The sequence below is a fragment of the Cupriavidus sp. CER-90 genome (assembly GCF_057652055.1).
The window spans coordinates 2,144,667-2,171,082 of the sequence record NZ_JBYGYM010000002.1 but is presented as its reverse complement, the minus strand read 5'-3'; the positions used below and the strand labels follow the sequence as shown (position 1 = coordinate 2,171,082).

22 protein-coding genes are annotated in these 26,416 nt (G+C 65.2%); 6 read left to right on the top strand and 16 right to left on the bottom strand.

The window, feature by feature from the left end; all coding sequences use genetic code 11:
• Window positions 1-5 precede the first annotated feature (5 nt).
• From AC24R4_RS20580 to rfbB, 6 genes are all read right to left on the bottom strand, one after another.
• Window positions 6-1,346 (bottom strand): O-antigen polymerase, encoded by a 1,341-nt coding sequence (locus tag AC24R4_RS20580; protein ID WP_487523527.1) that lies wholly within the window; start codon window positions 1,344-1,346, stop codon window positions 6-8.
• Complete coding sequence (locus AC24R4_RS20575; protein WP_487523526.1) at window positions 1,343-2,611, bottom strand: lipopolysaccharide biosynthesis protein; 1,269 nt, start codon at window positions 2,609-2,611, stop codon at window positions 1,343-1,345. Before AC24R4_RS20575 ends, AC24R4_RS20580 begins: the two co-directional genes overlap by 4 nt.
• Before the next feature lie 67 nt (window positions 2,612-2,678).
• Window positions 2,679-3,221: a dTDP-4-dehydrorhamnose 3,5-epimerase gene (gene rfbC, locus AC24R4_RS20570; RefSeq protein WP_487523525.1), complete on the bottom strand. Its 543-nt coding sequence runs from the start codon at window positions 3,219-3,221 to the stop codon at window positions 2,679-2,681.
• Entirely contained in the window at window positions 3,218-4,099 is an 882-nt protein-coding gene (gene rfbA, locus AC24R4_RS20565) for a glucose-1-phosphate thymidylyltransferase RfbA (protein ID WP_487523524.1), read from the bottom strand. Before rfbA ends, rfbC begins: the two co-directional genes overlap by 4 nt.
• An 11-nt stretch (window positions 4,100-4,110) precedes the next feature.
• Window positions 4,111-5,028 (bottom strand): dTDP-4-dehydrorhamnose reductase, encoded by a 918-nt coding sequence (gene rfbD, locus AC24R4_RS20560; protein WP_487523523.1) that lies wholly within the window; start codon window positions 5,026-5,028, stop codon window positions 4,111-4,113.
• Window positions 5,018-6,082, bottom strand: coding sequence for a dTDP-glucose 4,6-dehydratase (gene rfbB / locus AC24R4_RS20555; RefSeq protein WP_487523522.1), 1,065 nt, complete (start codon window positions 6,080-6,082; stop codon window positions 5,018-5,020). The genes rfbD and rfbB overlap by 11 nt, the downstream gene beginning before the upstream one ends.
• A gap of 256 nt (window positions 6,083-6,338) precedes the next feature.
• Here rfbB and AC24R4_RS20550 point away from each other — a divergent pair, with 256 nt between their 5' ends.
• On the top strand, window positions 6,339-7,187 hold the full coding sequence (locus tag AC24R4_RS20550; protein WP_487523521.1) for a symmetrical bis(5'-nucleosyl)-tetraphosphatase: 849 nt from the start codon (window positions 6,339-6,341) through the stop codon (window positions 7,185-7,187).
• A gap of 37 nt (window positions 7,188-7,224) precedes the next feature.
• Here AC24R4_RS20550 and AC24R4_RS20545 read toward each other — a convergent pair whose 3' ends face one another.
• The 7 genes from AC24R4_RS20545 to AC24R4_RS20515 form a co-directional block, all read right to left on the bottom strand.
• Complete coding sequence (locus AC24R4_RS20545; protein WP_400394692.1) at window positions 7,225-8,040, bottom strand: lysophospholipid acyltransferase family protein; 816 nt, start codon at window positions 8,038-8,040, stop codon at window positions 7,225-7,227.
• A 43-nt stretch (window positions 8,041-8,083) separates the two neighbouring features.
• The gene (locus tag AC24R4_RS20540; RefSeq protein ID WP_400394679.1) at window positions 8,084-9,358 is read right to left on the bottom strand and encodes a dihydroorotase; all 1,275 of its coding nucleotides are present in this window, start codon (window positions 9,356-9,358) and stop codon (window positions 8,084-8,086) included.
• Between the two features lie 41 nt (window positions 9,359-9,399).
• Window positions 9,400-10,371 carry an aspartate carbamoyltransferase catalytic subunit gene (locus AC24R4_RS20535; RefSeq protein WP_400394681.1) on the bottom strand — a complete coding sequence of 324 codons (972 nt, stop codon included), beginning with the start codon at window positions 10,369-10,371 and terminating at the stop codon, window positions 9,400-9,402.
• A gap of 92 nt (window positions 10,372-10,463) precedes the next feature.
• Window positions 10,464-10,988, bottom strand: coding sequence for a bifunctional pyr operon transcriptional regulator/uracil phosphoribosyltransferase PyrR (gene pyrR / locus AC24R4_RS20530; protein WP_400394683.1), 525 nt, complete (start codon window positions 10,986-10,988; stop codon window positions 10,464-10,466).
• Entirely contained in the window at window positions 10,985-11,422 is a 438-nt protein-coding gene (gene ruvX, locus AC24R4_RS20525) for a Holliday junction resolvase RuvX (protein WP_400394685.1), read from the bottom strand. The genes pyrR and ruvX overlap by 4 nt, the downstream gene beginning before the upstream one ends.
• The gene (locus AC24R4_RS20520) at window positions 11,415-11,987 is read right to left on the bottom strand and encodes a YqgE/AlgH family protein (RefSeq protein WP_092601787.1); all 573 of its coding nucleotides are present in this window, start codon (window positions 11,985-11,987) and stop codon (window positions 11,415-11,417) included. The genes ruvX and AC24R4_RS20520 overlap by 8 nt, the downstream gene beginning before the upstream one ends.
• Before the next feature lie 85 nt (window positions 11,988-12,072).
• Window positions 12,073-12,789 carry a pseudouridine synthase gene (locus tag AC24R4_RS20515; RefSeq protein WP_400394688.1) on the bottom strand — a complete coding sequence of 239 codons (717 nt, stop codon included), beginning with the start codon at window positions 12,787-12,789 and terminating at the stop codon, window positions 12,073-12,075.
• Window positions 12,790-12,853: 64 nt separating this feature from the next.
• Here AC24R4_RS20515 and AC24R4_RS20510 point away from each other — a divergent pair, with 64 nt between their 5' ends.
• Entirely contained in the window at window positions 12,854-14,404 is a 1,551-nt protein-coding gene (locus AC24R4_RS20510; RefSeq protein WP_487523520.1) for a cryptochrome/photolyase family protein, read from the top strand.
• A 48-nt stretch (window positions 14,405-14,452) separates the two neighbouring features.
• Here AC24R4_RS20510 and AC24R4_RS20505 read toward each other — a convergent pair whose 3' ends face one another.
• Genes AC24R4_RS20505 through hemC form a run of 3 tightly spaced genes read right to left on the bottom strand, consistent with a single transcriptional unit; the run spans window position 14,453 to window position 18,762 of the window.
• Window positions 14,453-15,643, bottom strand: a complete 1,191-nt coding sequence (locus tag AC24R4_RS20505) for a heme biosynthesis protein HemY (RefSeq protein WP_400393448.1) — start codon at window positions 15,641-15,643, stop codon at window positions 14,453-14,455.
• Between the two features lie 4 nt (window positions 15,644-15,647).
• Complete coding sequence (gene hemDX / locus AC24R4_RS20500) at window positions 15,648-17,756, bottom strand: fused uroporphyrinogen-III synthase HemD/membrane protein HemX (protein WP_400393447.1); 2,109 nt, start codon at window positions 17,754-17,756, stop codon at window positions 15,648-15,650.
• Window positions 17,757-17,766: 10 nt separating this feature from the next.
• Window positions 17,767-18,762, bottom strand: a complete 996-nt coding sequence (gene hemC, locus AC24R4_RS20495) for a hydroxymethylbilane synthase (RefSeq protein ID WP_400393446.1) — start codon at window positions 18,760-18,762, stop codon at window positions 17,767-17,769.
• 152 nt (window positions 18,763-18,914) lie between these two features.
• On the opposite strand from hemC, the gene ppc reads away from it, so the two are divergent.
• From ppc to AC24R4_RS20475, 4 genes are all read left to right on the top strand, one after another.
• Window positions 18,915-21,917 carry a phosphoenolpyruvate carboxylase gene (ppc, locus tag AC24R4_RS20490; RefSeq protein WP_400393445.1) on the top strand — a complete coding sequence of 1,001 codons (3,003 nt, stop codon included), beginning with the start codon at window positions 18,915-18,917 and terminating at the stop codon, window positions 21,915-21,917.
• A 219-nt stretch (window positions 21,918-22,136) separates the two neighbouring features.
• A complete protein-coding gene (gene argH, locus AC24R4_RS20485; RefSeq protein ID WP_400393443.1) occupies window positions 22,137-23,546 on the top strand; it encodes an argininosuccinate lyase in 1,410 nt (469 codons plus the stop codon).
• 302 nt (window positions 23,547-23,848) lie between these two features.
• Window positions 23,849-24,391 carry a TRAP transporter small permease subunit gene (locus AC24R4_RS20480; protein ID WP_061952677.1) on the top strand — a complete coding sequence of 181 codons (543 nt, stop codon included), beginning with the start codon at window positions 23,849-23,851 and terminating at the stop codon, window positions 24,389-24,391.
• Window positions 24,391-26,121, top strand: coding sequence for a TRAP transporter large permease (locus tag AC24R4_RS20475; RefSeq protein ID WP_400396384.1), 1,731 nt, complete (start codon window positions 24,391-24,393; stop codon window positions 26,119-26,121). Before AC24R4_RS20480 ends, AC24R4_RS20475 begins: the two co-directional genes overlap by 1 nt.
• Window positions 26,122-26,416 lie beyond the last annotated feature (295 nt).

Here is a 26,416-nt window from a genome sequence, read left to right as displayed (position 1 = left end):
GAAAATCAACTGCTCGCTGCTTCCCGGCCTGCCGGGGTCGCCACTCTTCCGCCTCCGCGATGCCGGTTGAGAAAACACAACAGCGCCGTAATCAGAACACTCGCGTAGATGCTGTTCCAAATCAGGAGGCTAATGATGAATGAGGTATAAAAATATCCGATCGAGTGGACGAATATCGACGTCGAAAGGGATGGCGACCTGGCCATCAGGAAAATCCAGTAGGCAACATGGACCATCAGGCCAGCGAGCAGCATGACCAGCAACGAACCCGGCAGGCCGAAATCATTGATCAGACCACGAAACATCGTATAAATATTGGTCTGAATAATGTCGCGGTAAATGAAATACTCTTCGTATACCCCCGCAGGCAGCGGCGTCTGGTTACCCAGCAGCCTTGCGAGCGGAGTGAAGGTATAGACACAGTAGTTGCCGAGACCGTCCACATATGGCTGTGTGCCACCCTGGCCGATCAGATGCGCAAACCAGTCCGAAAATGCGTACAGGTGCGCAGTCGCATACGAAGCAAACAGACGCATCAGTGCGGCTTGGACGTCCACCGACGAATCAAGAATGCCACGCGACAGCAATGCAACCAATACAAGCCCGAAAACCCCCGCGGCATACGGCGCCGCACGTCGGAAATCCCTGATCGAGAAAATCTGGAGTATGCCCCGATTCACCTTGCAAACAAGCGTGGCTGCCCAGAACAGCACCAGAACGAGAAACAGGTTACCCTTCGCCCCCTGCAATATCATTGCCAGCACGGATGGCAAGAACGTCAGCAACAGGATTCCCCAGCGCCGCGTGCCTTCGGGACGGGTGGAATAAATGAAGCCACCCAGGATCGCGCTCGGATACTGAAGCACAAAGCTGATTTGCGAGAACAGGTTCGGCACCAGCTCCTCGCCGTATCGCTTCGCAATCATTGCGCCGGCAATGGCAAGCGGATTTCTCACGACCTGCATCAGCGAAACGCCCTGAATGCCGAGGTCGATAATCAGACAAAATGCCGTGACGATGCTGGTCAAATAAAATGCCCGCACCATGAACGGACTGCCATATTCCAGATTGCCAGCGTGGGCGGCACGGTGCGCGAAGCCGACGCGCCAGCGGAAAGGGAGCGCCCCCAGTGAGGACATCACGCAGGCGACAAAGAGATATGCCACAGCATAATTGTTCACCGGAATGTCCCACAGGAACACCAGGGGAATGAACGTGTAGACGAACCAGAACAGCCCGAAAATACAGCCAGGCACGATCCAGGTGCCGACATACAGCCGGAGTGCCGCCGCCTGGCCCAGGATCATCAGACTGAAGAAGAGTGCAGTCAGCTTTTCCATCGTCATGGCATGGCATTGACGAACCGCTCGCCGCGCGTGTACTTGCGGACGATGGTTGCAAAGAGCACGCCTTCGGACAGCGTGAAGCTGATGGCGGCCCCAATTGCCCCGTAGAGGCCACCTAGCACGGCTGTTGTGACGACGCTGGCGACGGCTGCTAGCAGGATGCCGCCTAGCAGGGCCTTCTTGCGACCCAGCGTATTCAGCCCCGCGCTGCCGAACATGAAGTTGCACACGCCAAACAGGGTCCCCAGGGCCATGACGGCCATGAAGAACATCACCTGGTCCAACTCGCGGATCTGCCGGATGGCGGAAACATGCTCCTTCAGCAGCGGCAGGGCCGCCATGATTGCGATCCAGATCACCACAAGGGCGCCAAGCTGCGGCCAGGTAAGCCTCAGCAGACGTACGAATATGTCGCGGTTGGGGCCGTTTGCGCCCTGCGTCACCAGCGCCGCCTTCGGGAAAAAGAGCTGATTCAAGGGGCGGATCACGGCCTGCACGGCCTTAGTGATCTTCTCGGCCAGCGAATAGGCGGCAATCGGCGCTCCTTGCAGGCCAAGGAAACCAAGCAGCAGGACATTCGAGTCCCGGTACAGCGCCACGCCAACATTGCCCAGGAAGATTTCCTTGCCGGCACGGATCATTTGCCCGAGTTCAGTCCACCGGACCCGCGCCGGGCGGACACCGAGCCCCATCACGGCAAGCGCGAGCATGGCGACGGAGCCAAGCACATACATGCTGCCCATGATGGCGGGCACCCGCAGGAAATCGTCCGGCTGCTTGACCAACGCCAGAATCAGCACGACGGCCACCGCCCGACTCGCGAATGTGCAGACCGCCGGACCGGCATTGGCCTGCAGCCCCTGGAACAGCCAGGTGGGCTGCAGCGCATAGCTAAGTGGGATCAGCATCCACCATGCGGCGATGGCGGTAAGTTCTGGGCGATAAAGCGACAGGCCGAAGACCAGCAGCGGCGCCGCCACAAGGAACAGCAGAACACGCAGGAAGGTAATGCGGGAGAAAACCGAGGAGATCAGGGCCCGGTCCCGTTCGGGGTGCAAGCCACTGACGGCTGCCACGCCATCAATCTCGAAGCTGTAGAGAATCACCGTGATCAGCAGCACGGAGAACGCCTCGGTCACCACAATATCGGCGTAGTGCTGCGCGCCGACCACTCCAAGCACGTACGGGAACACCAGCAGCGGCAAGGCTGCATTTGACCCCTGGATCATGACCAGGGAGAAGAGGTTCCGTGTGTGCTTGATCATAGATAAGCTGCAACAATAGGGCCCCGCCGGAAGGCCCGGCATGACGATGCATGCCAGGCCTCGCCGGTCAGCAGGTCTCTGCCTCGCTGAGGCGCTTGCCCAACTGATCCTTCGCCGACAGGACCGGCGTCAGACCACCCGGCCAGGCGATTGCCAGGTCGGGGTCATCCCATGCAATGCATCGTTCGAACTGCGGCGCATAGTAGTCGGTGGTCTTGTACAGGAAATCTGCGCTATCGCTCAGCACGAGGAAGCCATGGGCGAAGCCGGGCGGCACCCAGAACTGGCGCTGGTTCTGTTCGCTCAACTCCACGCCCACCCACTTCCCAAAATGGGGCGAGGCCGGTCGGATATCGACGGCCACGTCGAAAACGGCACCGCGCACCACGCGCACCAACTTGCCTTGCGGCTGCGTGACCTGGTAGTGCAAGCCGCGCAGCACGCCCTTGGCGCTGCGGCTGTGGTTGTCCTGCACGAAGTTGACGTCGAGCCCTGTCGCCTTGGCAAAGACCTTCTGGTTGAAGCTCTCGAAGAAGAATCCACGCTCGTCACCGAATACCCTCGGCTCGAGAATCAGAACGTCCGGGATGGCCGTTGCAATGACGTTCATGCGGGCACCCCATCCTTCAGCAGACGCAGCATGTATTGGCCGTAGGTGCTCTTCGCCAGGGGCTGGGCCAGCTTTTCGAATGCGGCAGCATCGATGAAGCCCTGGCGCCAGGCGATTTCCTCGATGCAGGCGATCTTCAGGCCCTGGCGATGTTCCAGCGTGGCAATGAACTGGCCCGCGTCGAGCAGGCTTTCATGCGTGCCGGTATCAAGCCAGGCGAATCCCCGCTGCATGATCTGGACGTTAAGCTGGCCGCGCTCCAGATAGACCTGGTTGACCGCCGTGATTTCCAGTTCGCCGCGGGCGCTTGGCTTCACTGCCTTGGCGATATCGACCACATCGTTATCGTAGAAATAGAGTCCCGTCACCGCGAAATTGCTTTTGGGCACCTTTGGCTTTTCTTCGATCGAGACTGCCTTGCCGCCCTTGTCGAAGGCCACCACGCCGTATCGCTCCGGATCCGTGACGTGGTACGCGAACACGGTGGCCCCTTCGCCCTTTTGGTCAGCGTCCTGTAGCAAGCCCTGAAGATCGTGGCCATAGAAAATGTTATCGCCCAGCACCAGCGCGCTCGGGGAATTGCCCACGAACTGCTCGCCGATGATGAACGCCTGCGCTAGCCCGTCGGGGCTCGGTTGCACCGCGTACTGAAGGCTGATGCCCAGCGCGCTGCCGTCGCCCAGCAGCTCGGCGAAACGCGGCGTATCTTCCGGCGTCGAGATAATCAGGATGTCACGAATCCCTGCCAGCATCAGCGTGGACAGCGGATAGTAGATCATCGGCTTGTCGTAGACAGGGAGTAGCTGCTTCGACACGGATTTGGTGATCGGATAGAGCCGTGTGCCGGAACCTCCGGCCAGGATGATGCCTTTACGCATATTGGTGTCCGTTACAGGAGGATCTCGTCGAGCAGGTGATGGATGCCCTGCTCCCAGGACGGAAGATGAATGCCGAACGTGTCACGCAGGCGCGTGGTATCGAGCCGCGAATTTGCCGGGCGCGGGGCTGGCAGCGGATAAGCCGTCGCGGGAATGGCTTCGACGTTCTCGGGGCCGGCCTTCAATTCGATACCAAGTGCCCGGGCATATCGCAGCACCTCCACCGCATAGCCATGCCAGCTGGTCTCACCGGCCGCCGCCAGGTGATAAACGCCCGACGGAAAGTCCTCGCGCGCCCCCGCAAGCCAGTGGCGGGCCACGATCTGGGCCGTGACGTCGGCGATCAGTGCCGCCGTGGTGGGCGCACCCACCTGGTCTGCGATCACCCGCAGGCTGTCACGCTCGCCGGCCAGTCGAAGCATTGTTTTGGCGAAATTTCCGCCATGCGCGCCGGCCACCCAGCAAGTCCGCAGCACCAGCGCCTGGGCACCCGATTCCGCGATCGCCTGTTCGCCAGCAAGCTTGCTCTTGCCGTAGACCGACTGCGGATTGACGGCGTCCTTCTCGACGTAGGCGCCGGGCGCCGTACCATCGAACACGTAGTCCGTCGAATAGTGGACAAGCAGGCTGCCCAAGGCGATGGCCTCCTCCGCAAGCACGCCCGCGGCCACGCCATTCACGGCGAACGCCAGATCGGAATCGGTCTCGGCCTTGTCTACCGCCGTATAGGCGCCGGCATTGACGATGACTGCGGGGCGATGCTCACGCACCACGCGGCGCAAGCCTTCGGCCTTCGACAGATCGCAGCCTGCCCGATCGAGCGCCACGACGTTGCCCAGCGGCGCCAGGCTCCGGCGCAGTTCGAACCCGACCTGACCGTTGCTTCCTGTTACAAGAATGGTGGGCGCGGTGAACGGCTTACGCTGCATATTGCTTTGCCACCCAGTTCCGGTAGTCCCCCGAAACCACGTCCTGCACCCACGCCTGATTGTCGAGATACCACTGCACGGTCTTGCGAAGCCCGGTCTCGAACGTCTCGGCAGGCTTCCAGCCGAGCTCCCGCTCCAGCTTGCGCGCATCGATCGCGTACCGGCGGTCATGGCCGGGGCGGTCTTTCACGAACGAAATCTGGTCGCGGTACGAACCCGTCGCCTTTGGCTTCAGGTCGTCCAGCAGGTCGCACAGCGTATGCACCACATCGAGGTTGGTCTTCTCGTTCCACCCGCCTACGTTGTATGTCTCGCCCAGACGGCCACGGGCCAGCACCTCGCGGATCGCACTGCAATGGTCGCGCACGTATAGCCAGTCACGCACGTTCTGGCCATCGCCATAGACCGGCAGCGCCTTGCCCGCGAGCGCATTCGTGATCATCAGCGGGATCAACTTCTCGGGGAAGTGATACGGGCCGTAGTTGTTCGAGCAGTTCGTCGTCACCACGGGCAGGCCGTAGGTGTGGTGATAGGCGCGCACCAGGTGGTCCGACGCGGCCTTTGATGCCGAGTACGGGCTATTGGGTGCGTAGGGCGTGGTCTCGGAAAACTGCGGGTCGGCGGGCCCCAAGGAACCGAACACCTCGTCCGTGGAAACGTGCAGGAAGCGAAAAGCGGCCTTTGCGCTGTCGTCCAGCGTGCCCCAATATGCGCGTACGGCCTCCAGCAGCGTGAACGTGCCGACGATATTGGTCTGGATGAACTCCGCCGGACCGTGGATCGATCGATCGACGTGGCTTTCCGCCGCGAAATGAACGACCGCACGCGGTTTGTACTGCTCGAGCAGCCGGTCCAAGGCCTCACGGTCGCAAATATCGGTCTGCGAGAAGACGTGACGGCTGTCGCCCTCCAACGAGGCGAGCGTTTTCAGGTTTCCGGCGTACGTCAGCTTGTCGACGTTGACAATGCTGTGGGCACCCGGCTGGGCAAGCCAATCCAGGACGAAATTCGCCCCGATGAACCCAGCCCCGCCTGTGACAAGAATGTGCGACAAACTTTGCTCCCTGCTTATCGATATGTTCCGAGTGCCCGACAATAGTCGGGTGGCCGCCTGATCCAGTAGGGGATAGCGGCTTTTTTTAAGTCCTCGTGGAAGTGGCGCTATTCTATCTGACCCCGCCCCCTATCCTTTGGATGACACCCAACTTTTTGTAGCGTGTTGTAACGAATCGCCAAATCGATTATGTAGCGACACACGAATGCTTGTCTTGGCACTTTTTCGCCATTAATGACGATTTCTACAATTGCAAATGCAAGCGAATCACACTGCGTCTGACAGCGTTTTCGCCATCGGCGACCTCCAAGGCTGCGCCCCTTCCTATCGCGCACTGCTCGCGAAGCTGCCGGCCGACGCACCCCTGCGCTTCGTCGGCGACCTCGTGAATCGTGGCCTCGCCTCCCTGGAAACCCTGCGGGCCATCAAGGCCATGGCACCACGGGCCCGCACGGTTCTCGGCAACCACGATATCCACCTGCTCGCCGTCGCCGCCGGGGTTCGCAAGAAGGGCAAGTCCGACACCCTCGCCGACATCCTCGATGCGCCGGATTGTGATGATTTACTCACATGGCTTCGCCACCAACCGCTTGCCATCAAGGAAGAGAATTTCCTCATCGTCCACGCTGGCGTCCTTCCCCAATGGACGACCAGCCAAGTCATCGACCTCGCGCAGGAAGTCGAAGCCGAATTGCAAGGCCCGAACTGGCAAGGCTTTCTGGCCGACATCTTTGGCAATGCCGCCGACCGCTGGGACGACAGCCTGCGTGGCATCGAGCGTCATCGGGTGATCGTCAACGCCCTGACCCGCCTGCGCTTCTGCTCGGCCGACGGCGTCATGGACCTCAAGACCAAGGAAGGTCTCGGCAAGGCGCCTGCCGGCGTCATGCCGTGGTTCGACGTCCCCGGACGACGCACAACTGACACTACCGTGGTGTGCGGACACTGGTCCACGCTTGGTCTGGTGATGCGCCCCGATCTGATGGCGCTCGATACCGGCTGTGTCTGGGGCGGCAAGCTCACCGCTGCCAGGCTGGCGCGCGATCCGGGTGAGCGGACCGTCATCCAGGTCGATTGCCCCCAGTATTCTGATCCGTTCGCCTGAGAATGCGAATCCCGCGGGAGCGGGGACGACCAGAGGCTCAGGACGTGGCAGTCGCGGGTTGGACTTCCGGCATTGGTGCCTGATGTAGCTTTTCAGCCACATCCAAGGCCGCGTCGGGCGAGCCATCCAGCAGGTGCACCACCACCTCCCGCGCCGCCTCCGCCAACTCCCGCCGGCTCGCCGACTGGGCCAGCAATGGCGGCCCCAGCGTCAGCCGCACCTTGATCGGCGGCGACTTGAGGACGGCGTTCAGGCATTCGAGCAGCGAGATGTCGTCGATATACGCCGGTGCCAGCGTGGGCTGGCCGGTCGCCGCGTCCAGATAGCTCAGGCCAACCGGCTGCACGGGCAGGCCGCCCACCAGCGGGGCCTGCATCAGGTTGGCGTGGAACGGCAGCACCTTGCTGCCATCGGTGGTCGTGCCTTCCGGGAACACGCATACCAGATCGCCCTGCCGCATCACGTCGGCAATGTGGTGCAGTACGCGGTGTGCGTCACGTTTGCTGGCCCGTTCGATGAAGATTGTGCCCGTCTTGTCACAAAGCCAACCAATCACCGGCCAGCCGCGGATTTCCGATTTGGCGACGAATCGCACCGGCTGCCAGCTGTGGATAACGTAGATGTCCAGCCACGAAATATGGTTCGACACCAGCATCGCGCCGCGCGGGGGCGACGCACCGGGCGCCAGGCCCTGCACTTCGACCTCGATGCCGCAGATGGCCAGCAGCTTGCGCGACCACTCGCGAATCAGCCGCTCGCGCAGGTGAGCGCTCGCCCACGGGAAGACCGTTGCGCAGACCAGCATCCCGCGCAACAGGTGAAATCCCAGCCGCAGCTTGCGTAACCAGATCATCGTCAAACCCCGGTAGCCTTTCGAGCGATCGGCAAGCCGCCGGTCAACGCTGCTCGTACACGACCTGGCCGTCGACCAGGGTCATGCGCACGCGCCCTTCCATCTCGTAGCCGAGCCACGGCGAATTCTTGCCCTGGCTTTTAAGTGCCGAACGCTCCACTTTCCACATCTGCTTCGGATCGAACACGCAGATGTCGGCAGCATTGCCGGCGGTCAGCGATCCGGCACGCAGGCCGATCACGCGGGCCGGTTCGCTGGTGATGCGGGCCAGCGCCTTGACCAGCGGCACGTTGTGCTCGGCGGCCCAGCGCAGCGTCAGCGGCAGCAGCAATTCCAGCCCGGTGGCGCCCGGCGTGGCTTCCGCGAACGGCAGCAGCTTCTCGTCGTCGTCCACCGGAGTGTGGTCAGAACACAACGCATCGATGGTGCCGTCGGCCAGCGCCGCCACGATGGCGTCGCGGTCGCGCCCGCTGCGCAGCGGCGGCGTGAAGCGCATCTGGCTATTGAAGAAGCCGATGTCCATGTCGGTCAGCGACACATGGTGGATGTTCACGTCGCAGGTGACAGCCAGGCCTTCCTTGCGGGCCTGGCGCACCAGTTCCAGCCCGGCCGCCGAAGACAGGCGGCACAGGTGAACGCGCGCGCCCGTGGCGCGCATCAGTTCGAAGATCGTATGCAGCCGCACCGTTTCGGCGATCACCGACACGCCGGACAGGCCGAGCCGCGACGCCACGGCGCCGCTGGCCGCCACCCCGCCGCCCAGGAACGGGTCCTCGGGGCGCAGCCACAGCGTGAAGCCGAACGTCTGCGCGTATTGCATCGCGCGCTGCAGCACCTTGGTGTCCTCGATCGGCATCTCGGCCTGGCTGAAGCCGACGCAGCCGGCCTCTGTCAGCTGGCCCATCTCGGTCAGCGCCTGGCCTTTCAGGCCCACGGTCAGCGCGCCCAGCGGATAGACGTGCGTCTGGTTCAGCCGGCGCGCGCGGAACTTGAGCATCTCCACCAGGCCCGGCTCGTCGAGCACGGGGTCGGTGTCGGGCGGGCAGACCAGGCTCGTCACGCCGCCGGCCGTAGCGGCGGCCACCTCGGATTCCAGCGTGGCCTTGTATTCGTAGCCCGGCTCGCGCAGGCGCGCGGACAGGTCCACCAGGCCTGGGCACACGATCAGGCCTCGGGCGTCGATAGTCTTGTTGGCGTTGAAATCGGCAGGCGCCTGGCCCACGCCGACGATCTTGCCGGCGGCGATATACAGGTCCTGTTCGGCGTCGACGTTCGCGGCCGGATCGATCAGGCGGCCACCCTGGATGCGGATCTTCATGTCTTCTTGCGATGTGCGGTTCGTTATATCCAAGGTACTGCTCAGTCGTTGTTGCCGGCCACAATGCCCATCACGGCCATCCGGACCGCGATGCCGAAGGTCACCTGGTTCAGGATGACCGACTGCGGGCCATCGGCCACGGCCGAATCAATCTCCACGCCGCGGTTCATCGGGCCCGGGTGCATCACGATGGCATCGGGCCTGGCCAGCGCCAGGCGCTCCGGCGTCAGGCCGTAGGCCTTGAAGTATTCCTGCGCGGACGGCAGCAGCGCACCGCTCATGCGCTCGTTCTGCAGGCGCAGCATGATCACCACGTCCACGCCCTTCAGGCCTTCTTCCATATTGTGGAAGACGCGCACGCCCATCTGCTCCAGCCCGGACGGCAGCAGCGTGCGGGGGCCGATGGCGCGCACTTCTGGCACGCCCAGCGTGGTCAGCGCGTGGATGTCGGAACGGGCCACGCGCGAATGCAGGATGTCGCCGACGATGGCCACCGTCAGGTTCGTGAAGTCCTTCTTGAAATGCCGGATCGTGTACATGTCCAGCAGGCCCTGCGTGGGGTGCGCATGGCGGCCGTCGCCGGCGTTGATCACGTGCACATGTGGCGCCACGTGTTCGGCAATCAGGTACGGCGCGCCCGAACTGGCATGGCGCACCACGAACATGTCGGCCGACATCGCCGACAGGTTGTTGATGGTGTCCAGCAGCGACTCGCCCTTGCTGGTCGACGACGCATTGATATTGAGGTTCAGCACGTCCGCCGACAGGCGCTTGGCGGCGATCTCGAACGTGGTGCGCGTACGCGTGGAGTTCTCGAAGAACAGGTTGAACACGCTCTTGCCGCGCAGCAGCGGCACCTTCTTCACGTCGCGGTCGGAGTCGGACAGCGAAACGAACTGGCTGGCGGTGTCGAGGATGTGCGTGATCATGTCACGCGACAGCCCCTCGATCGACAACAGGTGCTTGAGCTCGCCGTTCCGGGTGAGCTGCGGGTTGCGGAACATCTTGGTCATGGGCAGGTGGGTCGGGCGCGGATTCGGTCTGGCGGGTTCGGTCTGGATACGGCTTCGGTGCTTGACGCTCTGATGGCGTCTCGGGTTGACACTCAGGTACGCGCTTCGGTGGCGAAGGCAAAACGCGTCGCCGCGCCTTCGCCCTGGCGCGACAGCACCAGCGTCTTGTCCTGGGGCAGCTCGATGGTGGCCGCGGCATAGTCGGCGGCAAACGGCAGTTCGCGGCCGCCACGGTCCGCCAGCACGGCCAGCGCCACGCGCGCAGGCCGGCCATAGTCGAACAGTTCGTTGACGGCGGCGCGGATCGTGCGGCCGGTGGCCAGCACATCGTCGATCAGCAGGACATTGCGGTCTTCCACGGCAAATGGCAGCGTGGTCGGCTGGGCCTGGCTGTGCAGCCCCTTCTTGGCATAGTCGTCGCGGTGGAACGCCACGTTGATCACACCGTGCTCGCCCAGCTTCAGGTCCGCCGCCAGCCGCTCGGCAATCCAGGCGCCACCGGAATGGATGCCCGCCACGGACCAGCGCGCACGGTCACTGGACGGCATCAGGGCCTGGGCCTGGTCGCGCAGCGCGTGATATAGCGCCTCGGCGTCGGGGGTAGAGGTCTGAGTCATAGCGGGATTTCGTCGAAATACTGTTGCAGAATGATCCGTGCGGCCTCGGCGTCGAGCGCCCCGCGCTTTGCCCCGGCCATCGAGGCAGCGCGCGACGAATAGCGTTCGTCCACCCAGTCCACGGGCAGGTTAAACCGCCCGTTCAACTGGTTGCCAAAGCGGCGCGCAAGCCGCATCGACGCCTGTTCCGCATCATCGGGGCCGGCGTCAGGGTTGACCGGCATGCCGACCACCAGCCGCACCGGCGACCATTCCTGGATCAGCGCGCCAACCGCGTCGAAGCGGGCCTCGACCGTCACATTCGGGAGTATGGTGAGCGCGCGGGCTTGCCGGGTAATGAAATTCCCGAGCGCCACGCCGATTTTTTTCTCGCCATAGTCGAAGGCGAGCACCGTGCCGTCGCGGGGCGTCTCGCGCCCCGCCTGCTCAGGCATGCCCGGCCTCGCCCGACAGCATCGTCACGTCGATGCCAAGCAGGCGCACGGCCGCCGCGAAACGCTCTTCGGGCGGCACGCTGAAAATGATTTCGGGATCGGCCTGGACGGTCAGCCAGCCGTTGCGGCTCAGTTCTTCCTCGAGCTGCCCGGCGCCCCAGCCCGCGTAACCGAGCGTCAGCAGGAACCGGTGCGGGCCGCTGCCGTTGGCCACGGCTTCGAGCACGTCCTTGGATGTGGTCATTTCCAGCCCGCCGGGCACCGCCAGCGACGACACATAGATGCCGACCGGATCATGCAGCACAAAGCCGCGCTCGGTCTGCACCGGGCCGCCGAAGTAGACCGGCTGGTGGGCAACAGGCTGGATTTCGAGCTTGAGATCGATCTTGTCGAACAGCGTGGCCATGTCGATGTCGATCGGCCGGTTGATCACCAGGCCAAGCGCGCCACGCTCGTTATGCTCGCAAAGGTAGACAACGGAACCCGAAAACGTCGGATCGGCCATGCCGGGCATGGCAATCAGGAACTGATTGGTGAGATTGATGGAAGCTTCGGGCGTCGCCATGGCTTGCATTCTACCAAATCGCACCCCGGCTGCTGCGGAAAACTTCTGCCCGCAAGCGCACTTTACGGCGCGCGCCGGGCGGGGCTCAGTCCCCGGCCGACTTCAGCGCCACCATGTCTTCGGGCGTCAGCCAGCGCCATTCCCCCAGCGCCAGCGCCGGGTCCAGCCGCAGGCCGCCAATCGCGCTGCGATGCAGGGCCGTCACATGGTTGCCAGTGGCCGCCACCATCCGCTTGACCTGGTGATACTTGCCCTGCAGCAGCGACAGCCGCAGGCTGCGCTCACCGGTCGCCTCGCAGGCATGCGCGGCAATCGGCGCCGGTTCGTCGTCCAGCTGCACGCCGGCGCGCAGGGCTTCCACCTGCTCGGGCGTTACCGGATCGAAGGTGGTCACCTCGTACACCTTGGGCACCTGCTTCTTCGGCGACGTCTGGGCGTGGATGAACTGGCCGTCGTCGGTCAGCAGCAGCAGGCCCGTGGTGTCGTGGTCGAGCCGCCCCACCGCCTGCACCTCGCGCTGGCGCAGCGGCACCGGCAGCAGGTTGTAGACGCTGGGATGATGGCGCGGCCGCTGCGAGCATTCGTAGCCGGCCGGCTTGTTCAGCATCAGATAGGCCTTGGTGCAGGCCAGCCATTCCTCGCCGTCTACGGTCAGGCGCAGGCCGTCAACCTCGAAGCGTGCACCCGGGTCTTCGCACAGCTCGCCGTTGACCTCGACCAGGCCGGCCTCCACCAGGTCGCCACAATAGCGGCGGGTGCCGAAGCCTTGGGATTGCAGGATGCGGTCGAGTGTAATGGCCATGAGTGATCTGAAAACGGCTTGTAAACGGTAGGGAAGTCTCTGGAGGCTATGTTAGGTTACGGCGATGTCGAGATCACCTTGCCCTGCGCCCGCACCGGGCGAACGTCTGCCTTACCGGATTGACCGGCAATTCGCGCGCGGCCTGGTCTGGTTCCGGCGCGACCTGCGCATGGACGACCACGCGGCGCTGCATTATGCCCTCAAGCACTGCCAACAGGTATGGTGCGTGTTCGTGTTCGACCGCGAAATCCTCGATCCGCTGCGCGAACGGGGGCTCCAGGCCGACCGGCGCATCGAATTCATCCTGAAATCGCTGGACCCGCTGCGGCAGGCGCTGACCGATGCCGGCGGCGGCCTGATCGTGCTCGACGATTCCGCGCGCACGGCCATCCCCCGGCTGGCTGCCGAACTCGACGCCGAGGCGGTGTTCACGAACCACGACTACGAGCCCATCGCCAAAGATCGCGACGCCACCGTGCGCCAGGCACTGGCGGCGGACGGGCGCGAACTGTTCACGTTCAAGGACCAGGTGATCTTCGAGGCGAGCGAGATCCTGACCGGCCAGGACCAGCCCTTCAGCGTGTTCACGCCGTACAAGAACGCGTGGCTGAAGGCGCTGCGGCCGTTCGACCTGCGCCCCTATCCGGTCGATGCATACCGCAAGGCGCTGGCCCCGGTGCCGGCCACGCACCGGCAGGCGCTGCCCACGCTTGAGTCGCTCGGCTTTGCGCCAAGCAATCTCAAGGAAATTGCGATGCCTACGGGCATGGATGGCGCCCAGGCGCTATTCCGCGAATTCCAGACCCGCATGGGCGATTACGGCCAGCGCCGCGACTTCCCGGCACTGCGCGGCCCGAGCTACCTGTCGGTGCATCTGCGTTTTGGCACGATTTCGATCCGCGCGCTGGCGCGTACCGCGCACGACACCGTGCAGCGGGGCGGCACTGCCGCGGCCGGGGCCGCCATCTGGCTGTCCGAACTGATCTGGCGGGATTTCTATTTCATGATCCTGCACCACCACCCGCGCCTGGCCGAGGGCAAGTCGTACCACCCGGAATACGATGCGATCCGCTGGGTCGACCTTCACACCGGGAACGAGTATTTCGAGGCCTGGTGCCAGGCCCGGACCGGCTACCCGCTGGTGGACGCCGCCATGCTGCAGATCCGCCAGAGCGGTTACATGCACAACCGGCTGCGGATGGTCACGGCCAGCTTTCTGGTCAAGGACCTGGGCGTGGACTGGCGGCGAGGCGAGCAATACTTCGCCGATCAGCTCAACGATTTCGATTTCTCGGCGAACAACGGCGGCTGGCAGTGGGCCGCCTCGACCGGCTGCGACGCGCAGCCCTACTTCCGCATCTTCAACCCGGTCACCCAGTCGGAGAAATTCGACCCGCAGGGCCGCTTCATCCGCAAATACCTGCCGGTGCTGGAAAACCTGCCGGACAAATACATCCACGCGCCATGGACGGCGCCGGACGATGTACTGGCTGCGGCCGGAGTCCGGCTGGGTGAAAACTACCCGCGCCCCATCGTGCAACATGGCGTTGCACGGATGGAGGCGCTGGAGCGGTATGGGGCGGTGAAGGGATCGAAGGCGAAATCAGCAGATTGAGCCCGCCGGGCGGGGCGTTGCGCCCACGCCCACATGACGCCGAGACGATCAGGCCGCCAGCATGGCGCTTTCCCGATAGTGCTTCTGCGCATCCTCGGGGCGGTCCGTTTCCTCGAACAGGCGGGCCAGCGCCAGGTGGGCGCGTACGCAGATGCGGCGCTGTGCGTCGCGGTCGGCGTAGCGCAGGGCGCGTTCGAAGCTCGACTGCGCCTTGCCCCACAGTTGCTCGCCCAGGCACAGCACGCCCAGCGTGTAATACAGGTCGGCATCGTTCGGATGGTCGACCAGCCACTTTTCGGCCTGCTGGATCTGCGGCAGCGCCTTGCCCGGCTCGGCGCAATCGGCGTAACGCTGCACCAGCCGGCTGTCCCAGTTGACCTTGAGGGCTTCCTCGACGATCCGGCGTGCCTCGTTCTGGCGGTTCAGCGCCGCGAAGTAGCGTGCGGCCTGTTCGGCGATCCGCACCGCGTGCCGCTCGTCGGGCGACAGCGAGCGCCAGAAGTGGTAGAGCGACTCCGCGTCATGGCGGCGTTCCTCGAGCATGGCTTCCACGGCCATCTGCTTGAGCCGCAGCGCCAGCACCGGGTGCAGTGCATTGCGCTTTTCCAGCGATCGGGCCAGGCGCAGCACCTCGGTCCAGTTCTTCAGGTGCTGGTGCGCACGCAGCGCGATCCGTTGCACGTGAATCTGGCGTCCGCCTTTTTCCTGCAGCAGGGCGATGGTTTCCAGCGCGCCCTCGGGGTCGCGGGCATCGACCAGCAGTTCGGCCATCGACACCAGACGGGCCTGCTCGCGTTCCGGATCGGTCACCTGCGACATCCAGGCGTCGCGGCGTTCCGACTCCTGCATCCGGTGCGCGGCCCGCGCGCCCACCAGCGCGGCCGTCTGCGCCTGCTCGGGCCACGATTGGGCTTCCTTGGCCGCGCGCTCGGCACGGGCAAAGCGGCCGGCGAACAGGTTTTCGATCGATTCGCGCAGCGCGGCCTGGGCCTTGCTCATGCGGCTGCGCTCCCGATATGCGGCCGCCCGGCGGGGCATTTCCGACAGATGCCGCATGGTGGACATGACGGTCCAGACCACGAAGAAGACCAGCAGCAGCAGCGCGAGCGTCAGGTTCAGCGACATCTCGACGCGGTACGGCGGATAGAACAGCACCACGTTGCTGTGGTTGAACTGCGTGAACAGCGCCAGCCCCACCGCGCCGCCAAACAGGACGGCCACCCAGAAAAGCAGTCGCATGCGGCTACTCCTTCTTCAGGGCGCGCAGCGCGCCAAGGCTTTCGGCCATGGTCGGCAGCGACACGCTCACCGCGCTGGCCTGCGACTGCTTGAGCAGCGTCAGCACGCCCTGCACGCGGCGCGAACGGGTATCGAAATAGCGGCCGATCATGGCCTGCGCGGCGGCCAGGTCATTGCGGAAGACCGGCTCGTTGCGCGACAGCAGCGCCAGCCGCGCGTTGAGCAGCCGCAGCTTCACGTTCTCGCGCAGGAACCAGCCCTGGTCGCCGGACAACAGCAGCGCGTTGGTGTCATCCACCTTGCGCACGCGGATCACCTGGCCCAGTTCGGACAGCACGTAATCCCACGTGCGGGTCAGGAAATTCCCCGTAGCGGCAGGGGCCGAAGCGGCGCCCTTGGCATCGGTCCTGGCCGGCTTGTCGGTCTCGCCCGGCACGCGGTCGAGCATGCGTTCGCCGGACAGCAGCGGCAGCGCGTCGATCTGGTTGATCGATTCGTCCAGCTTGATGGCCGCGCCGGTCAGGTCGGTATCGGGCACGGCCTTCATGCGCGCGATATCGCGGGCGATGGCGCGACGCAGCTGGTTGTACTGCGGCTTGTCGGCGCGCGCCAGCCGCGCGTCCGCGCTCTGCAGCGCCGACAGTGCCACCTGGATGTTGCCCGTCAGCTGGAGCTGCTGCCCGGCATTGGTCAGCAGCTGCTGGATTTCGGCGATTTCCCAGTCATCGCGGTTGCGCATCAGGTCCTGGTAGACCTGTTCCAGCGCAGCCTGCTTGTCGCGGGCTTCCACCACCTGGCCATCGAGCGCGCCGACCTTGGCCTGCAACTCCTTGACCGTGTCCTGGGCATTCTTCGACAGCACGCGCGTTTCCTGCACCAGCGCATCGTTGCTCTGCTGGCGCCGTGCAAGTTCCTGGGTCAGGTGTTCCACGCGCATCTGCAGCCAGAAGAAGCCGCCGGCGATGGCCAGTACCAGGACGACGGCGACGACCCACCAGGCCGCCATGCCGCGGCGGGCACTGGCGTGCCCCGCGGGCGCATGCGTAGTAAAAGACGTGCCGGCACCACCGGATGGTGCGGCCTGGCTAGACGAGGGGGACGTAGTCTCTGGCGTCACGCGTTCGACCTTCGTTGTCGTGGGCCCTGCGGACCCTGTTGATTCTGAGGCTGCCGGCGCGGGCGCGGGCGCCGATGCGACCGGCACCGGTGGCACCACCGGGACGGGCGCCGGCGCCATGGGCTCGGGCGCCGCCGCCGGGCCGGCGTGGGCATTGCCCCACTGCGTACATGCGGCCAGCAGGCCGGCATCGCCGGGCGCGGCGGGCATCACGTGCGCAAAACCCAGCGCCTGGGCCTGCGCCGCAATTCTCGCATGCGGCGCAATGCACTGCATCTGCTTCAGACGTTCGTGTTGCTGCGGCGACAGGTGCAGGCGCGCCAGCGCGTCGAGGTTGCGGACGGCTTCGGAACTGGTCAGCAGCCAGGCGTACGGCGGCGCGTCGGGCTTGAGACTGTCGCGTACGGCCTGCCACTGCATGCCGGTCGGCTCGGGCAGCGTGCGGCTGTAGGCTTCCACGGCATCCACGGTAGCGCCGGCTTCGCGCAGGCGGTCGCCCAGCCAGTCGCGGCCGCCATTGCCGCGGATGATTAGCACGCTGCGGCCCGCGAACGCGCCCGGCGTGGTGTCGAGTTCGGTCCAGAGGGCTTCGGAATCGAAACGGGGCGCGTCGGCGGCATCGGCCTCGCCCTGCGCGCCAGCCGGGGCTATCACGCGATGGGTCGGCGCGGCGATGCCGCGCTCGGCCAGCGCCGCCACACTGGACGGGCCGACCACGGCCACGGGGACGTTCGATGGCCATTGCGCCGGGCCTGCGGTGTTCTGCACCTGTGCCAGCGCATCCAGCGCGAACGACACCGCGTTGGGGCTGACGAAGACCACCAGCGCATAGTCGGCCAGGCGCGCCAGCGCGGTGCGCAGCGGGGTGTCGTCGGCGGCCGGGCCGATGGCCAGCAGCGGGAATCCGAGCACATCGAGACCTGCGGCATGCAAGGCCTCGGTCAGTTGCCGGGACTGCCCGGCGGGTCGCGTGACTACGACGGTCGGGCGAGGCATCGGGCGTTCCTCAGGCCGGTCCGGCGGTCGACAGTGCAGCCAGTACGGCGTCGGCGCCCTGGCCCAGCAGGTCGCCCGCCACGGCGGCGCCCAGTTGCTCGGCGGTCTGCACCGAATCCACGGGCGCCGTGGCATGGGCGCGCACGTTGCGGGTGCCGTCGGGCAGCGCGACAAAGGCGTCGAGCTGCAGCGTGGCGCCGTGCCAGCGCGCATGGGCGGCCAGGGGTACCTGGCACGACCCGCCCAGGCGGCGCGATACGGCGCGCTCGGCCGACACCGCGAGCAGCGTCGGCACGTGGTTCAGCGGCGCCAGCCATTGGGCCAGTTCGGGGCGGTCCGAGCGGATCTCGATCCCCAGCGCGCCCTGCCCTGCGGCCGGCAGCGAGCTGTCGGGCTCGATCAGCGCGCGGATGCGGTCGGCCAGACCCAGGCGCTTCAGGCCGGCTGCGGCCAGGATGATCGCGCCATATTCGCCACGGTCGAGCTTGCCCAGACGCGTGTCCAGATTGCCACGCAGCGGCTTGATGACCAGATGCGGGTAGCGGCTGCGCAGTGCGGCTTCGCGGCGCAGGCTCGACGTGCCCACCACCGTGCCCGCCGGCATGTCGTCGAGCGAGGCGAATTGGGCGGAAACCAGTGCGTCGCGCGGGTCTTCGCGTTCCATGACGGCCGTCAGCGCAAACCCTTCGGGCAGCTCCATCGGCACATCCTTGAGCGAATGCACGGCCAGGTCTGCGCGACCCTCGGCCATGGCCACTTCGAGCTCCTTCACGAACAGGCCCTTGCCGCCTACCTTGGACAAGGTCTTGTCGAGAATTTGATCACCCCTTGTCGTCATGCCGAGAATGGACACATCGCACTGGGGATAGTATTGTTGCAACGCAGCACGCACATGTTCAGCCTGCCACATCGCCAGCCGGCTTTCGCGCGACGCGATGACGAGCTTGTGTGGCATGCTGCGTGACACTGCAGCGGACGAAGACGACGGTTGGGCGGGTGCTTGCATGCGCGCATGTTAGCACGCACCCCCTCGCAAAACCGCCAGTTTGCCAGACCAGAAGTGACTATCCGGCACACGATTGATGCCGGTCGAATCCCCCGCCACGTGTATGGGGTTCGATACATATAAGCCATGCAGTGAGACGAGGAGATAAGTCAATGACGCAGCCTGCTGCGCGCCCAACCGGCCGTACCCGTTCCACCGGCCGCAAGTCAGTTACGCCAGCCTCAGGCCAGCATGACGCGAAAGGCACCCCCAGGAAGTCCTCCACCCGCAATGCCAGGGTATCTGGCAAGCCAACCCTGTCCGTGGTCACGCCCGAGGGCAATACTGTCGCCCCGGCCCGCCGCACCGCCGACAAGGACCTGCCCCTGCGCGAGGACATCCGCTTCCTGGGCCGCCTGCTCGGCGAATGCGTGCGCGAGCAGGAAGGCGATGCCGCCTTCGACCTGGTCGAGACCATCCGCCAGACCGCCGTGCGCTTCCGCCGCGAGAACGACCGCGCCGCCGGCGCCGAGCTGGACCGGCTGCTGAAACGGCTGTCGCGCGACCAGACCAATTCCGTGGTGCGTGCCTTCAGCTATTTCTCGCACCTGGCCAATATCGCCGAGGACCAGCACCACAACCGCCGCCGCCGCGTGCATGCGCTGGCCGGATCGCCACCGCAGCCGGGCAGCCTGGCGCGTGCGCTGCAGGCCATCGACGCCGCCGGCGTCACCGGCAAGCAGGTGCGCGACTTCCTGGACGGCGCGCTGATCATGCCCGTGCTGACGGCGCACCCGACCGAGGTGCAGCGCAAATCGATCCTCGACGCCGAGCGCGAGATCGCCCGCCTGCTGGCCGAGCGCGACCTGCCGATGACGGCGCGCGAACGCGACCACAATACGGCGCAGCTGCGCGCCCGCGTCACCACGCTGTGGCAGACCCGCATGCTGCGCAACACGCGGCTGATGGTGGTGGACGAGATCGAAAACGCCCTCTCCTATTACCGCACCACGTTCCTAGAGGGCATTCCGCGCCTGATGGCGGAAATGGAAGAGGACATCGCCGAGGTCTTTCCGCGCCGCGGCAAGGCCGGCGCCGCCCCCGCGCCGCTGGCCCCGTTCCTGCAGATGGGTTCGTGGATCGGCGGCGACCGCGACGGCAATCCGAACGTGACGGCCGAAACGCTGGAGCACGCCGCGCAGCAGCAGTCCACGCTGATCATGCTCTGGTATCTGGACGAAGTGCACGCGCTGGGCGCCGAGCTGCCGCTGTCGACGCTGATGGTCGACGCCAGCCCCGAACTGCTGGCGCTGGCCGAGGCTTCACCCGATCATTCCGAGCACCGTGCCGACGAGCCGTACCGCCGCGCGCTGATCGGCATCTACGCCCGCCTGGCCGCCACGACGGAACGCCTGACCGGCCATGTGGCCCAGCGCCACCCGGTAGCCGATGTGGCGCCGTACGAAAATGCCGAGGCCTTTGCGGCCGACATCCAGATCGTGCTCGATTCGCTGCGCCAGCACCACGGCCAGGCGCTGGCCCGGGGCCGCATCGACGCACTGGCGCGCGCCATCGCCATCTTCGGCTTCCACCTGGCCTCGGTGGACATGCGCCAGGTGTCCGACGTGCATGAGGCCGTGGTGGCCGAGCTGTTCAAGGCCGCCGGCATCGAGCCCAACTACGCGGGGCTGACCGAGGCGCGCAAGCAGGAACTGCTGCTGGCCGAACTGCGCCAGCCCCGCCTGCTGATGCTGCCCTGGCACGACTATTCCGAGCAGACCCGCAAGGAACTGGCCATTTTCGCCATGGCGCGCGACCTGCGCGCCCGCTACGGCAACCGCGTGGCCCGCAACTACATCATTTCGCACACCGAGACGCTGTCCGATCTGGTGGAAGTCATGCTGCTGCAGAAGGAAACCGGCATGCTGCGCGGCACGCTGGGCAGCAAGACCGATCCGGCCCGCATGGAGCTGATGGTCATTCCGCTGTTCGAAACCATCGAGGATTTGCGCAACGCGGCCGGCATCATGCAGTCGCTGCTGGACCTGCCGGGCTTCGATTCGGTGATCCGGCACCATGGCGTCGAGCAGGAAGTGATGCTCGGCTATTCGGACTCGAACAAGGACGGCGGCTTCCTGACGTCGAACTGGGAGCTGTACAAGGCCGAACTGGCGCTGGTGAAGCTGTTCGAAGAGCGCCGCGTGACGCTGCGCCTGTTCCATGGCCGCGGCGGCACCGTGGGCCGGGGCGGCGGCCCCACCTACGAGGCCATCCTGTCGCAGCCGCCGGGCACCGTGAACGGCCAGATTCGCCTGACCGAGCAGGGCGAAATCATCAATAGCAAGTTCGCCAATCCGGAAATCGGCCGGCGCAACCTGGAAACGGTGATCGCCGCCACGCTGGAGGCGTCGCTGCTGCCCACGCAGAACGCACCGGCCGGGCTGGCCACGTTCGAGGGCATCATGCAGCAGTTGTCGGACCACGCGTTCCGTGCGTACCGGCACCTGGTCTACGAGACCCCGGGCTTCAAGGACTACTTCTTCGCCACCACGCCGATCACCGAAATCGCCGACCTGAACCTGGGTTCGCGGCCGGCTTCGCGCAAGCTGATGGACAAGAAGCACCGCAGGATCGAGGATCTGCGGGCCATTCCATGGGGCTTCTCGTGGGGTCAGTGCCGACTGCTGCTGCCGGGCTGGTATGGCTTTGGCAGCGCGGTCAAGGCCATGCTGGACGCCGCGCCGGACGAAAAATCGCGCAAGGCCTGCGTGGCCACGCTCAAGCGCATGGTCAAGACCTGGCCGTTCTTCCGCACGCTGCTGTCGAACATGGACATGGTGCTGGCCAAGACCGACCTGGCCGTGGCCTCGCGCTACGCGGCGCTGTGCGACGACCCGGCGCTGCGCAAGACCGTGTTCTCGCGCATCAGCGCCGAGTGGCACCTGACTTGCGACATGCTGTCGCTGATCACGGGCCGCGCGGAGCGCCTGGCCGAGAATCCGCTGCTGGCCCGCTCGATCAAGAACCGCTTTGCCTACCTGGACCCGCTGAACCACCTGCAGGTGGAACTGCTCAAGCGTTACCGGGCCGGCAAGGACGCCGACGACGTGCGCGTGCGGCGCGGGATCCACTTGACGATCAACGGCGTGGCGGCTGGATTGCGCAATAGCGGCTGAATCGCCGCTGATGTGTGCCGTAGCCGCCGGTTTTCTCCCCTCTCCCGCTCACGGGAGAGGGGTCGGGGGAGAGGGCGCGGCGGTTCAAATTGCGGCCGTCGTGTCCTGAGCGGCCTGCCCTCTCCCCCAGCCCCTCTCCCGTCTGCGGCAGAGAGGCGCAAAAACCCCCCTTCGCTAGCGATATAATCGCCGTTTCCGATTTTCCGCCCTGCCCCTGACATGACCTCCCAACTTGCCAAGAAAGGCGAAGCCTGGTCCGCCCGCTTCTCCGAACCGATGTCCGACCTGGTGAAGCGTTACACCGCGTCGGTCTTCTTCGACAAGCGCCTGGCGCTGTTCGATATCCAGGGCTCGCTGGCACATGCGGCCATGCTGGCAAGGCAGGGCATCATCGCCGACGCCGACCGCTCCGAGATCGAGCGCGGCATGGCGCAGATCCGGGGCGAGATCGAATCCGGCGCGTTCGAGTGGAAGCTCGACCTGGAAGACGTCCACCTCAATATCGAAGCGCGCCTGACCGCGCTGGTCGGCGACGCCGGCAAGCGTCTGCACACGGGCCGGTCGCGCAACGACCAGGTGGCCACCGATATCCGCCTGTGGCTGCGCAGCGAGATCGACAACATCATCGGCCTGCTGGGCGACCTGCGCGGTGCGCTGCTGGACCTGGCCGAAAAGAACGCCGACACCATCCTGCCCGGCTTCACCCACCTGCAGGTGGCGCAGCCGGTGACGTTCGGCCACCACCTGATGGCCTACGTGGAAATGTTCACGCGCGACGCCGAGCGCATGGCCGACTGCCGCCGCCGCGTCAACCGCCTGCCCCTGGGCGCCGCCGCGCTGGCCGGCACGAGCTACCCGATCGACCGCGAATTCGTGGCCCAGCAGCTGGGCTTCGACGGCGTGTGCCGCAATTCGCTGGACGCCGTGTCGGATCGTGATTTCGCCATCGAATTCCTGGCCGCCGCGTCGCTGGTGATGACCCATATCTCGCGTTTCAGCGAGGAACTGGTGATCTGGATGAGCCCGCGCGTCGGTTTCATCGACATCGCCGACCGCTTCTGCACGGGCAGCTCGATCATGCCGCAAAAGAAGAACCCCGACGTGCCCGAGCTGGCGCGCGGCAAGACCGGCCGCGTCTACGGCCACCTGAACGGCCTGCTGGTGCTGATGAAGGGCCAGCCGCTGGCGTACAACAAGGACAACCAGGAAGACAAGGAACCGCTGTTCGACACGGTGGACACCGTGGTGGACACGCTGCGCATCTTCGCCGACATGGTGCCGGGCATCAGCGTCAAGCCCGACAACATGCGCGCCGCCGCGCTGCAGGGCTACGCCACCGCCACCGACCTGGCCGACTACCTGGTCAAGCGCGGCCTGCCGTTCCGCGACGCCCACGAGGCCGTGGCCCACGCCGTGCGCGCCTGCGACGACCGCCGCTGCGACCTGGCCGACCTGACGGTCGAGGAACTGCGCCAGGTGTCCGGTCTGGGCGACAAGGCTTCGCTGATCGGCGACGACGTGCATGCCGTGCTGACGCTGGAAGGCTCGGTCGCATCGCGCAACCATATTGGCGGCACCGCGCCGGACCAGGTCCGCGCCGCCATCGCCGCCGCACGCAAGGCGCTGTAAGTTTCGCGTAAGTCTTCGTGGCAAAAAAGCCGCTGTGCCAATGGGCCAGCGGCTTTTTGTTTGGCCATGGGTTCTCGCCCCTCTCCCGCTTGCGGGAGAGGGGCGGGGGAGAGGGCATTGCGGTTCCAGCTCAGACCTGTCGCGGATTCAGCCTCCTCCCCTCTCCCCCAACCCCTCTCCCGCCGGGCGGGAGAGGGGAGCAAAAACATGCGTCCAAACAGGCGCGATAGGACAATCCCCTAGCGCCCACATAAATTGTTACAGATACACTAATCGGCGCATAAAACCGGGGGAGACAACCCATGAACTACTTGCTTGGTCTGTCACGGCAGATCGACAGGTTGAATCAGCACACGGGCAGGCTTGCAAACATCATGATCCTGCTGTCGTGCCTGATCAGCGCAGGGAACGCCCTGCTTCGTTACGGCTTCAACCTTAGCGACAACTGGCCGCTGGAGCTGCAGTGGTACATGTTTGCCATTGCCGTGATGTTCGGCGCGTCGTACACGTTCCAGCGCAATGAGCACGTGCGCGTGGACCTGATCTACGGCAACGTGTCGGAACGCGCGCAGCACTGGATCGACATCTTCGGCATCGTGGTATTCCTGCTGCCGTCGACGATCCTGTTCACGTGGTTGTCGTGGGAATCGCTGTTCCTGCCTTCGTGGCGCATTCTCGAGCAGTCGGGTAACTCGGGCGGCCTGCCCCGTTATCCGATCAAGCTCGTGGTGCCCATCGGCTTTGCCCTGCTGACGCTGCAGGGGATTTCCGAACTGATCAAGCGCTTCGCCGCCCTGAAGGGCCTGGTGCGCATCGAATCGAAATACGAAAGGCCGGTGCAATAATGATTCCATTGGAATATATGCCGCCGCTGATGTTCGGCGGCCTGGTGGTATTCATGCTGATCGGGTTCCCGGTCGCATTCTCGCTCTCGGCGGTGGGCCTGGCCTTCGGCTTCCTGGCCATCGAATGGGGCTACTTCCCGTTGCAGTTCCTGCAGGCCGTGCCCAGCCGGGTGTTCGGCAGCGTGCTGGCCAACGAACTGCTGCTGGCGATTCCGTTCTTCACCTTCATGGGCGCGATCCTCGAGAAATGCGGGCTCGCGGAGGACATGCTCGATTCGATGGGCCAGCTGTTCGGCCCGGTGCGGGGCGGTCTGGGCTACTCGGTGATCATCGTCGGCTTCATCCTCGGCGCGATCACCGGCACGGTGGCCGCGCAGGTGATCGCCATGGCGATGATCTCGCTGCCCGTGATGATGCGCTACCGCTACAACATGAAGTACGCCACGGGCGTGCTGGCCGCATCGGGCACCATCACGCAGCTGGTGCCGCCATCGCTGGTGCTGGTGGTACTGGCCGACCAGCTCAAGACGCCGCTGGGCAGCGCCGACGTCGGCAGCATGTACCTGGGCGCCTGGGGGCCGTCGGTCGTGCAGATTGCGCTGTTCGCGCTCTATACCTTCGTTTTGACCCGCATCAAGCCCGACTGGCTGCCGCCGGTGCCGCCCGAAGCCCGCACGCTGCGCGGCTGGGCGCTGTGGGGCAAGTGCCTGCGCGGCATCATCCCCTGCGCGGTGCTGATCTTCCTGGTACTGGGCACGATCATGCTGGGCATTGCCACGCCGACCGAATCGGGCGCGATGGGCGCCGTCGGCGCGCTGGTGCTGGCCGTGATCCGGGACAAGGGCTTCAACCGGATCGACCGCAACATCTACCGCATCGGCATCGGCGCCACGCTGGCGGCGGCGGCCGTGGGCGTGTTCGCGTTTGGCTCGCATGTCTTCCGGATTCCGCTGGCCGTGGCTTACCTGGTGGTGCTCTGGCTGCTGGTCCGCGCCGGACAGCTGACCGACCTGCGCCTGCTGATCGTCGAGGCCTACCAGTCCACCGCCCGGATCACGGCAATGGTGGTGTTCATCCTGATCGGCTCCACCTGCTTCTCGGTGGTGTTCCAGGGCGTGGACGGAGGGGCGTGGGTGGAGCACCTGTTCACCTCGCTGCCGGGCGGCTGGATCGGCTTCCTGATCGTGGTCAACCTGTTTATCTTCTTCCTGGCGTTCTTCCTGGACTTCTTCGAAATCGCGTTCATCGTGGTGCCGATGCTGGCCCCGGTGGCGGTCAAGGTCCTGGCGCCGGTGGTGGCCGATTCGATGGGCGGCAACCCCGAGGCCGCCGCCACCGCCGCGCTGGTCTGGTTCGGCGTGATGCTGTGCGTGAACATGCAGACGTCGTTCATGCACCCGCCGTTCGGTTTCGCGCTGTTCTACCTGCGCGGCATCGCGCCGAAGGAAGTCAAAAGCTCGGACATCTACTGGGGCGCGCTGCCCTGGGTGGGCCTGCAACTGGTGATGGTGCTGCTGGTGATGTTCTGGCCGGGCATGGTGACTGGACTGCTGGACAAGGGATCGCTCAAGCATAGTAATTCCGCCGAAGTCAGTATTCCGCTTGGGGGGCAGGAAAGCGAGAGCAAACCGGGCGGGCCGGCATCGACACCGGGCACGCTGGAGCTGCCGGGCAGCAGTACCGAAAGCGAGCCCGCCGCACCGCAGTTCCAGTTCGAGAAGGGCAAGTAGGCTGGATTGAAGCGTGGTTGGCAGGCGATGTGCTTGCCCTCTCCCCCGGCCCCTCTCCCGCCTTGCGGGCGAGGGGAGCAGACCGGCAGTCTCTGAAATTCCCCCCGGTGTTCTCGCCTTTCCCGCCGTGGGGGAGGGGGAAGCAGACCGGCAGTCTCCGAAATCCCCTCGGTGTTCTCCCCTCTCCCGCGAGCGGGAGAGGGGCGGGGGAGAGGGCAAGGCCCTTCCCGACTGACCACGCCCAAACAAAAAACCCCCGGCCTCGCGGCACGGGGGTTTTCTTATTGAGCGAAAT

What these genes read in the sequence shown, in the direction of transcription:
- AC24R4_RS20580 (WP_487523527.1), bottom strand. Translation starts at nt 1,346, where the DNA reads ATGACGATGGAAAAGCTGACTGCACTCTTCTTCAGTCTGATGATCCTG.
- AC24R4_RS20575 (WP_487523526.1), bottom strand. Translation starts at nt 2,611, where the DNA reads ATGATCAAGCACACACGGAACCTCTTCTCCCTGGTCATGATCCAGGGG.
- rfbC (WP_487523525.1), bottom strand. Translation starts at nt 3,221, where the DNA reads ATGAACGTCATTGCAACGGCCATCCCGGACGTTCTGATTCTCGAGCCG.
- rfbA (WP_487523524.1), bottom strand. Translation starts at nt 4,099, where the DNA reads ATGCGTAAAGGCATCATCCTGGCCGGAGGTTCCGGCACACGGCTCTAT.
- rfbD (WP_487523523.1), bottom strand. Translation starts at nt 5,028, where the DNA reads ATGCAGCGTAAGCCGTTCACCGCGCCCACCATTCTTGTAACAGGAAGC.
- AC24R4_RS20550 (WP_487523521.1), top strand. Translation starts at nt 6,339, where the DNA reads ATGCAAGCGAATCACACTGCGTCTGACAGCGTTTTCGCCATCGGCGAC.
- AC24R4_RS20545 (WP_400394692.1), bottom strand. Translation starts at nt 8,040, where the DNA reads ATGATCTGGTTACGCAAGCTGCGGCTGGGATTTCACCTGTTGCGCGGG.
- AC24R4_RS20540 (WP_400394679.1), bottom strand. Translation starts at nt 9,358, where the DNA reads ATGAAGATCCGCATCCAGGGTGGCCGCCTGATCGATCCGGCCGCGAAC.
- AC24R4_RS20535 (WP_400394681.1), bottom strand. Translation starts at nt 10,371, where the DNA reads ATGACCAAGATGTTCCGCAACCCGCAGCTCACCCGGAACGGCGAGCTC.
- pyrR (WP_400394683.1), bottom strand. Translation starts at nt 10,988, where the DNA reads ATGACTCAGACCTCTACCCCCGACGCCGAGGCGCTATATCACGCGCTG.
- ruvX (WP_400394685.1), bottom strand. Translation starts at nt 11,422, where the DNA reads ATGCCTGAGCAGGCGGGGCGCGAGACGCCCCGCGACGGCACGGTGCTC.
- AC24R4_RS20520 (WP_092601787.1), bottom strand. Translation starts at nt 11,987, where the DNA reads ATGGCGACGCCCGAAGCTTCCATCAATCTCACCAATCAGTTCCTGATT.
- AC24R4_RS20515 (WP_400394688.1), bottom strand. Translation starts at nt 12,789, where the DNA reads ATGGCCATTACACTCGACCGCATCCTGCAATCCCAAGGCTTCGGCACC.
- AC24R4_RS20510 (WP_487523520.1), top strand. Translation starts at nt 12,854, where the DNA reads ATGTCGAGATCACCTTGCCCTGCGCCCGCACCGGGCGAACGTCTGCCT.
- AC24R4_RS20505 (WP_400393448.1), bottom strand. Translation starts at nt 15,643, where the DNA reads ATGCGACTGCTTTTCTGGGTGGCCGTCCTGTTTGGCGGCGCGGTGGGG.
- hemDX (WP_400393447.1), bottom strand. Translation starts at nt 17,756, where the DNA reads ATGCCTCGCCCGACCGTCGTAGTCACGCGACCCGCCGGGCAGTCCCGG.
- hemC (WP_400393446.1), bottom strand. Translation starts at nt 18,762, where the DNA reads ATGCAAGCACCCGCCCAACCGTCGTCTTCGTCCGCTGCAGTGTCACGC.
- ppc (WP_400393445.1), top strand. Translation starts at nt 18,915, where the DNA reads ATGACGCAGCCTGCTGCGCGCCCAACCGGCCGTACCCGTTCCACCGGC.
- argH (WP_400393443.1), top strand. Translation starts at nt 22,137, where the DNA reads ATGACCTCCCAACTTGCCAAGAAAGGCGAAGCCTGGTCCGCCCGCTTC.
- AC24R4_RS20480 (WP_061952677.1), top strand. Translation starts at nt 23,849, where the DNA reads ATGAACTACTTGCTTGGTCTGTCACGGCAGATCGACAGGTTGAATCAG.
- AC24R4_RS20475 (WP_400396384.1), top strand. Translation starts at nt 24,391, where the DNA reads ATGATTCCATTGGAATATATGCCGCCGCTGATGTTCGGCGGCCTGGTG.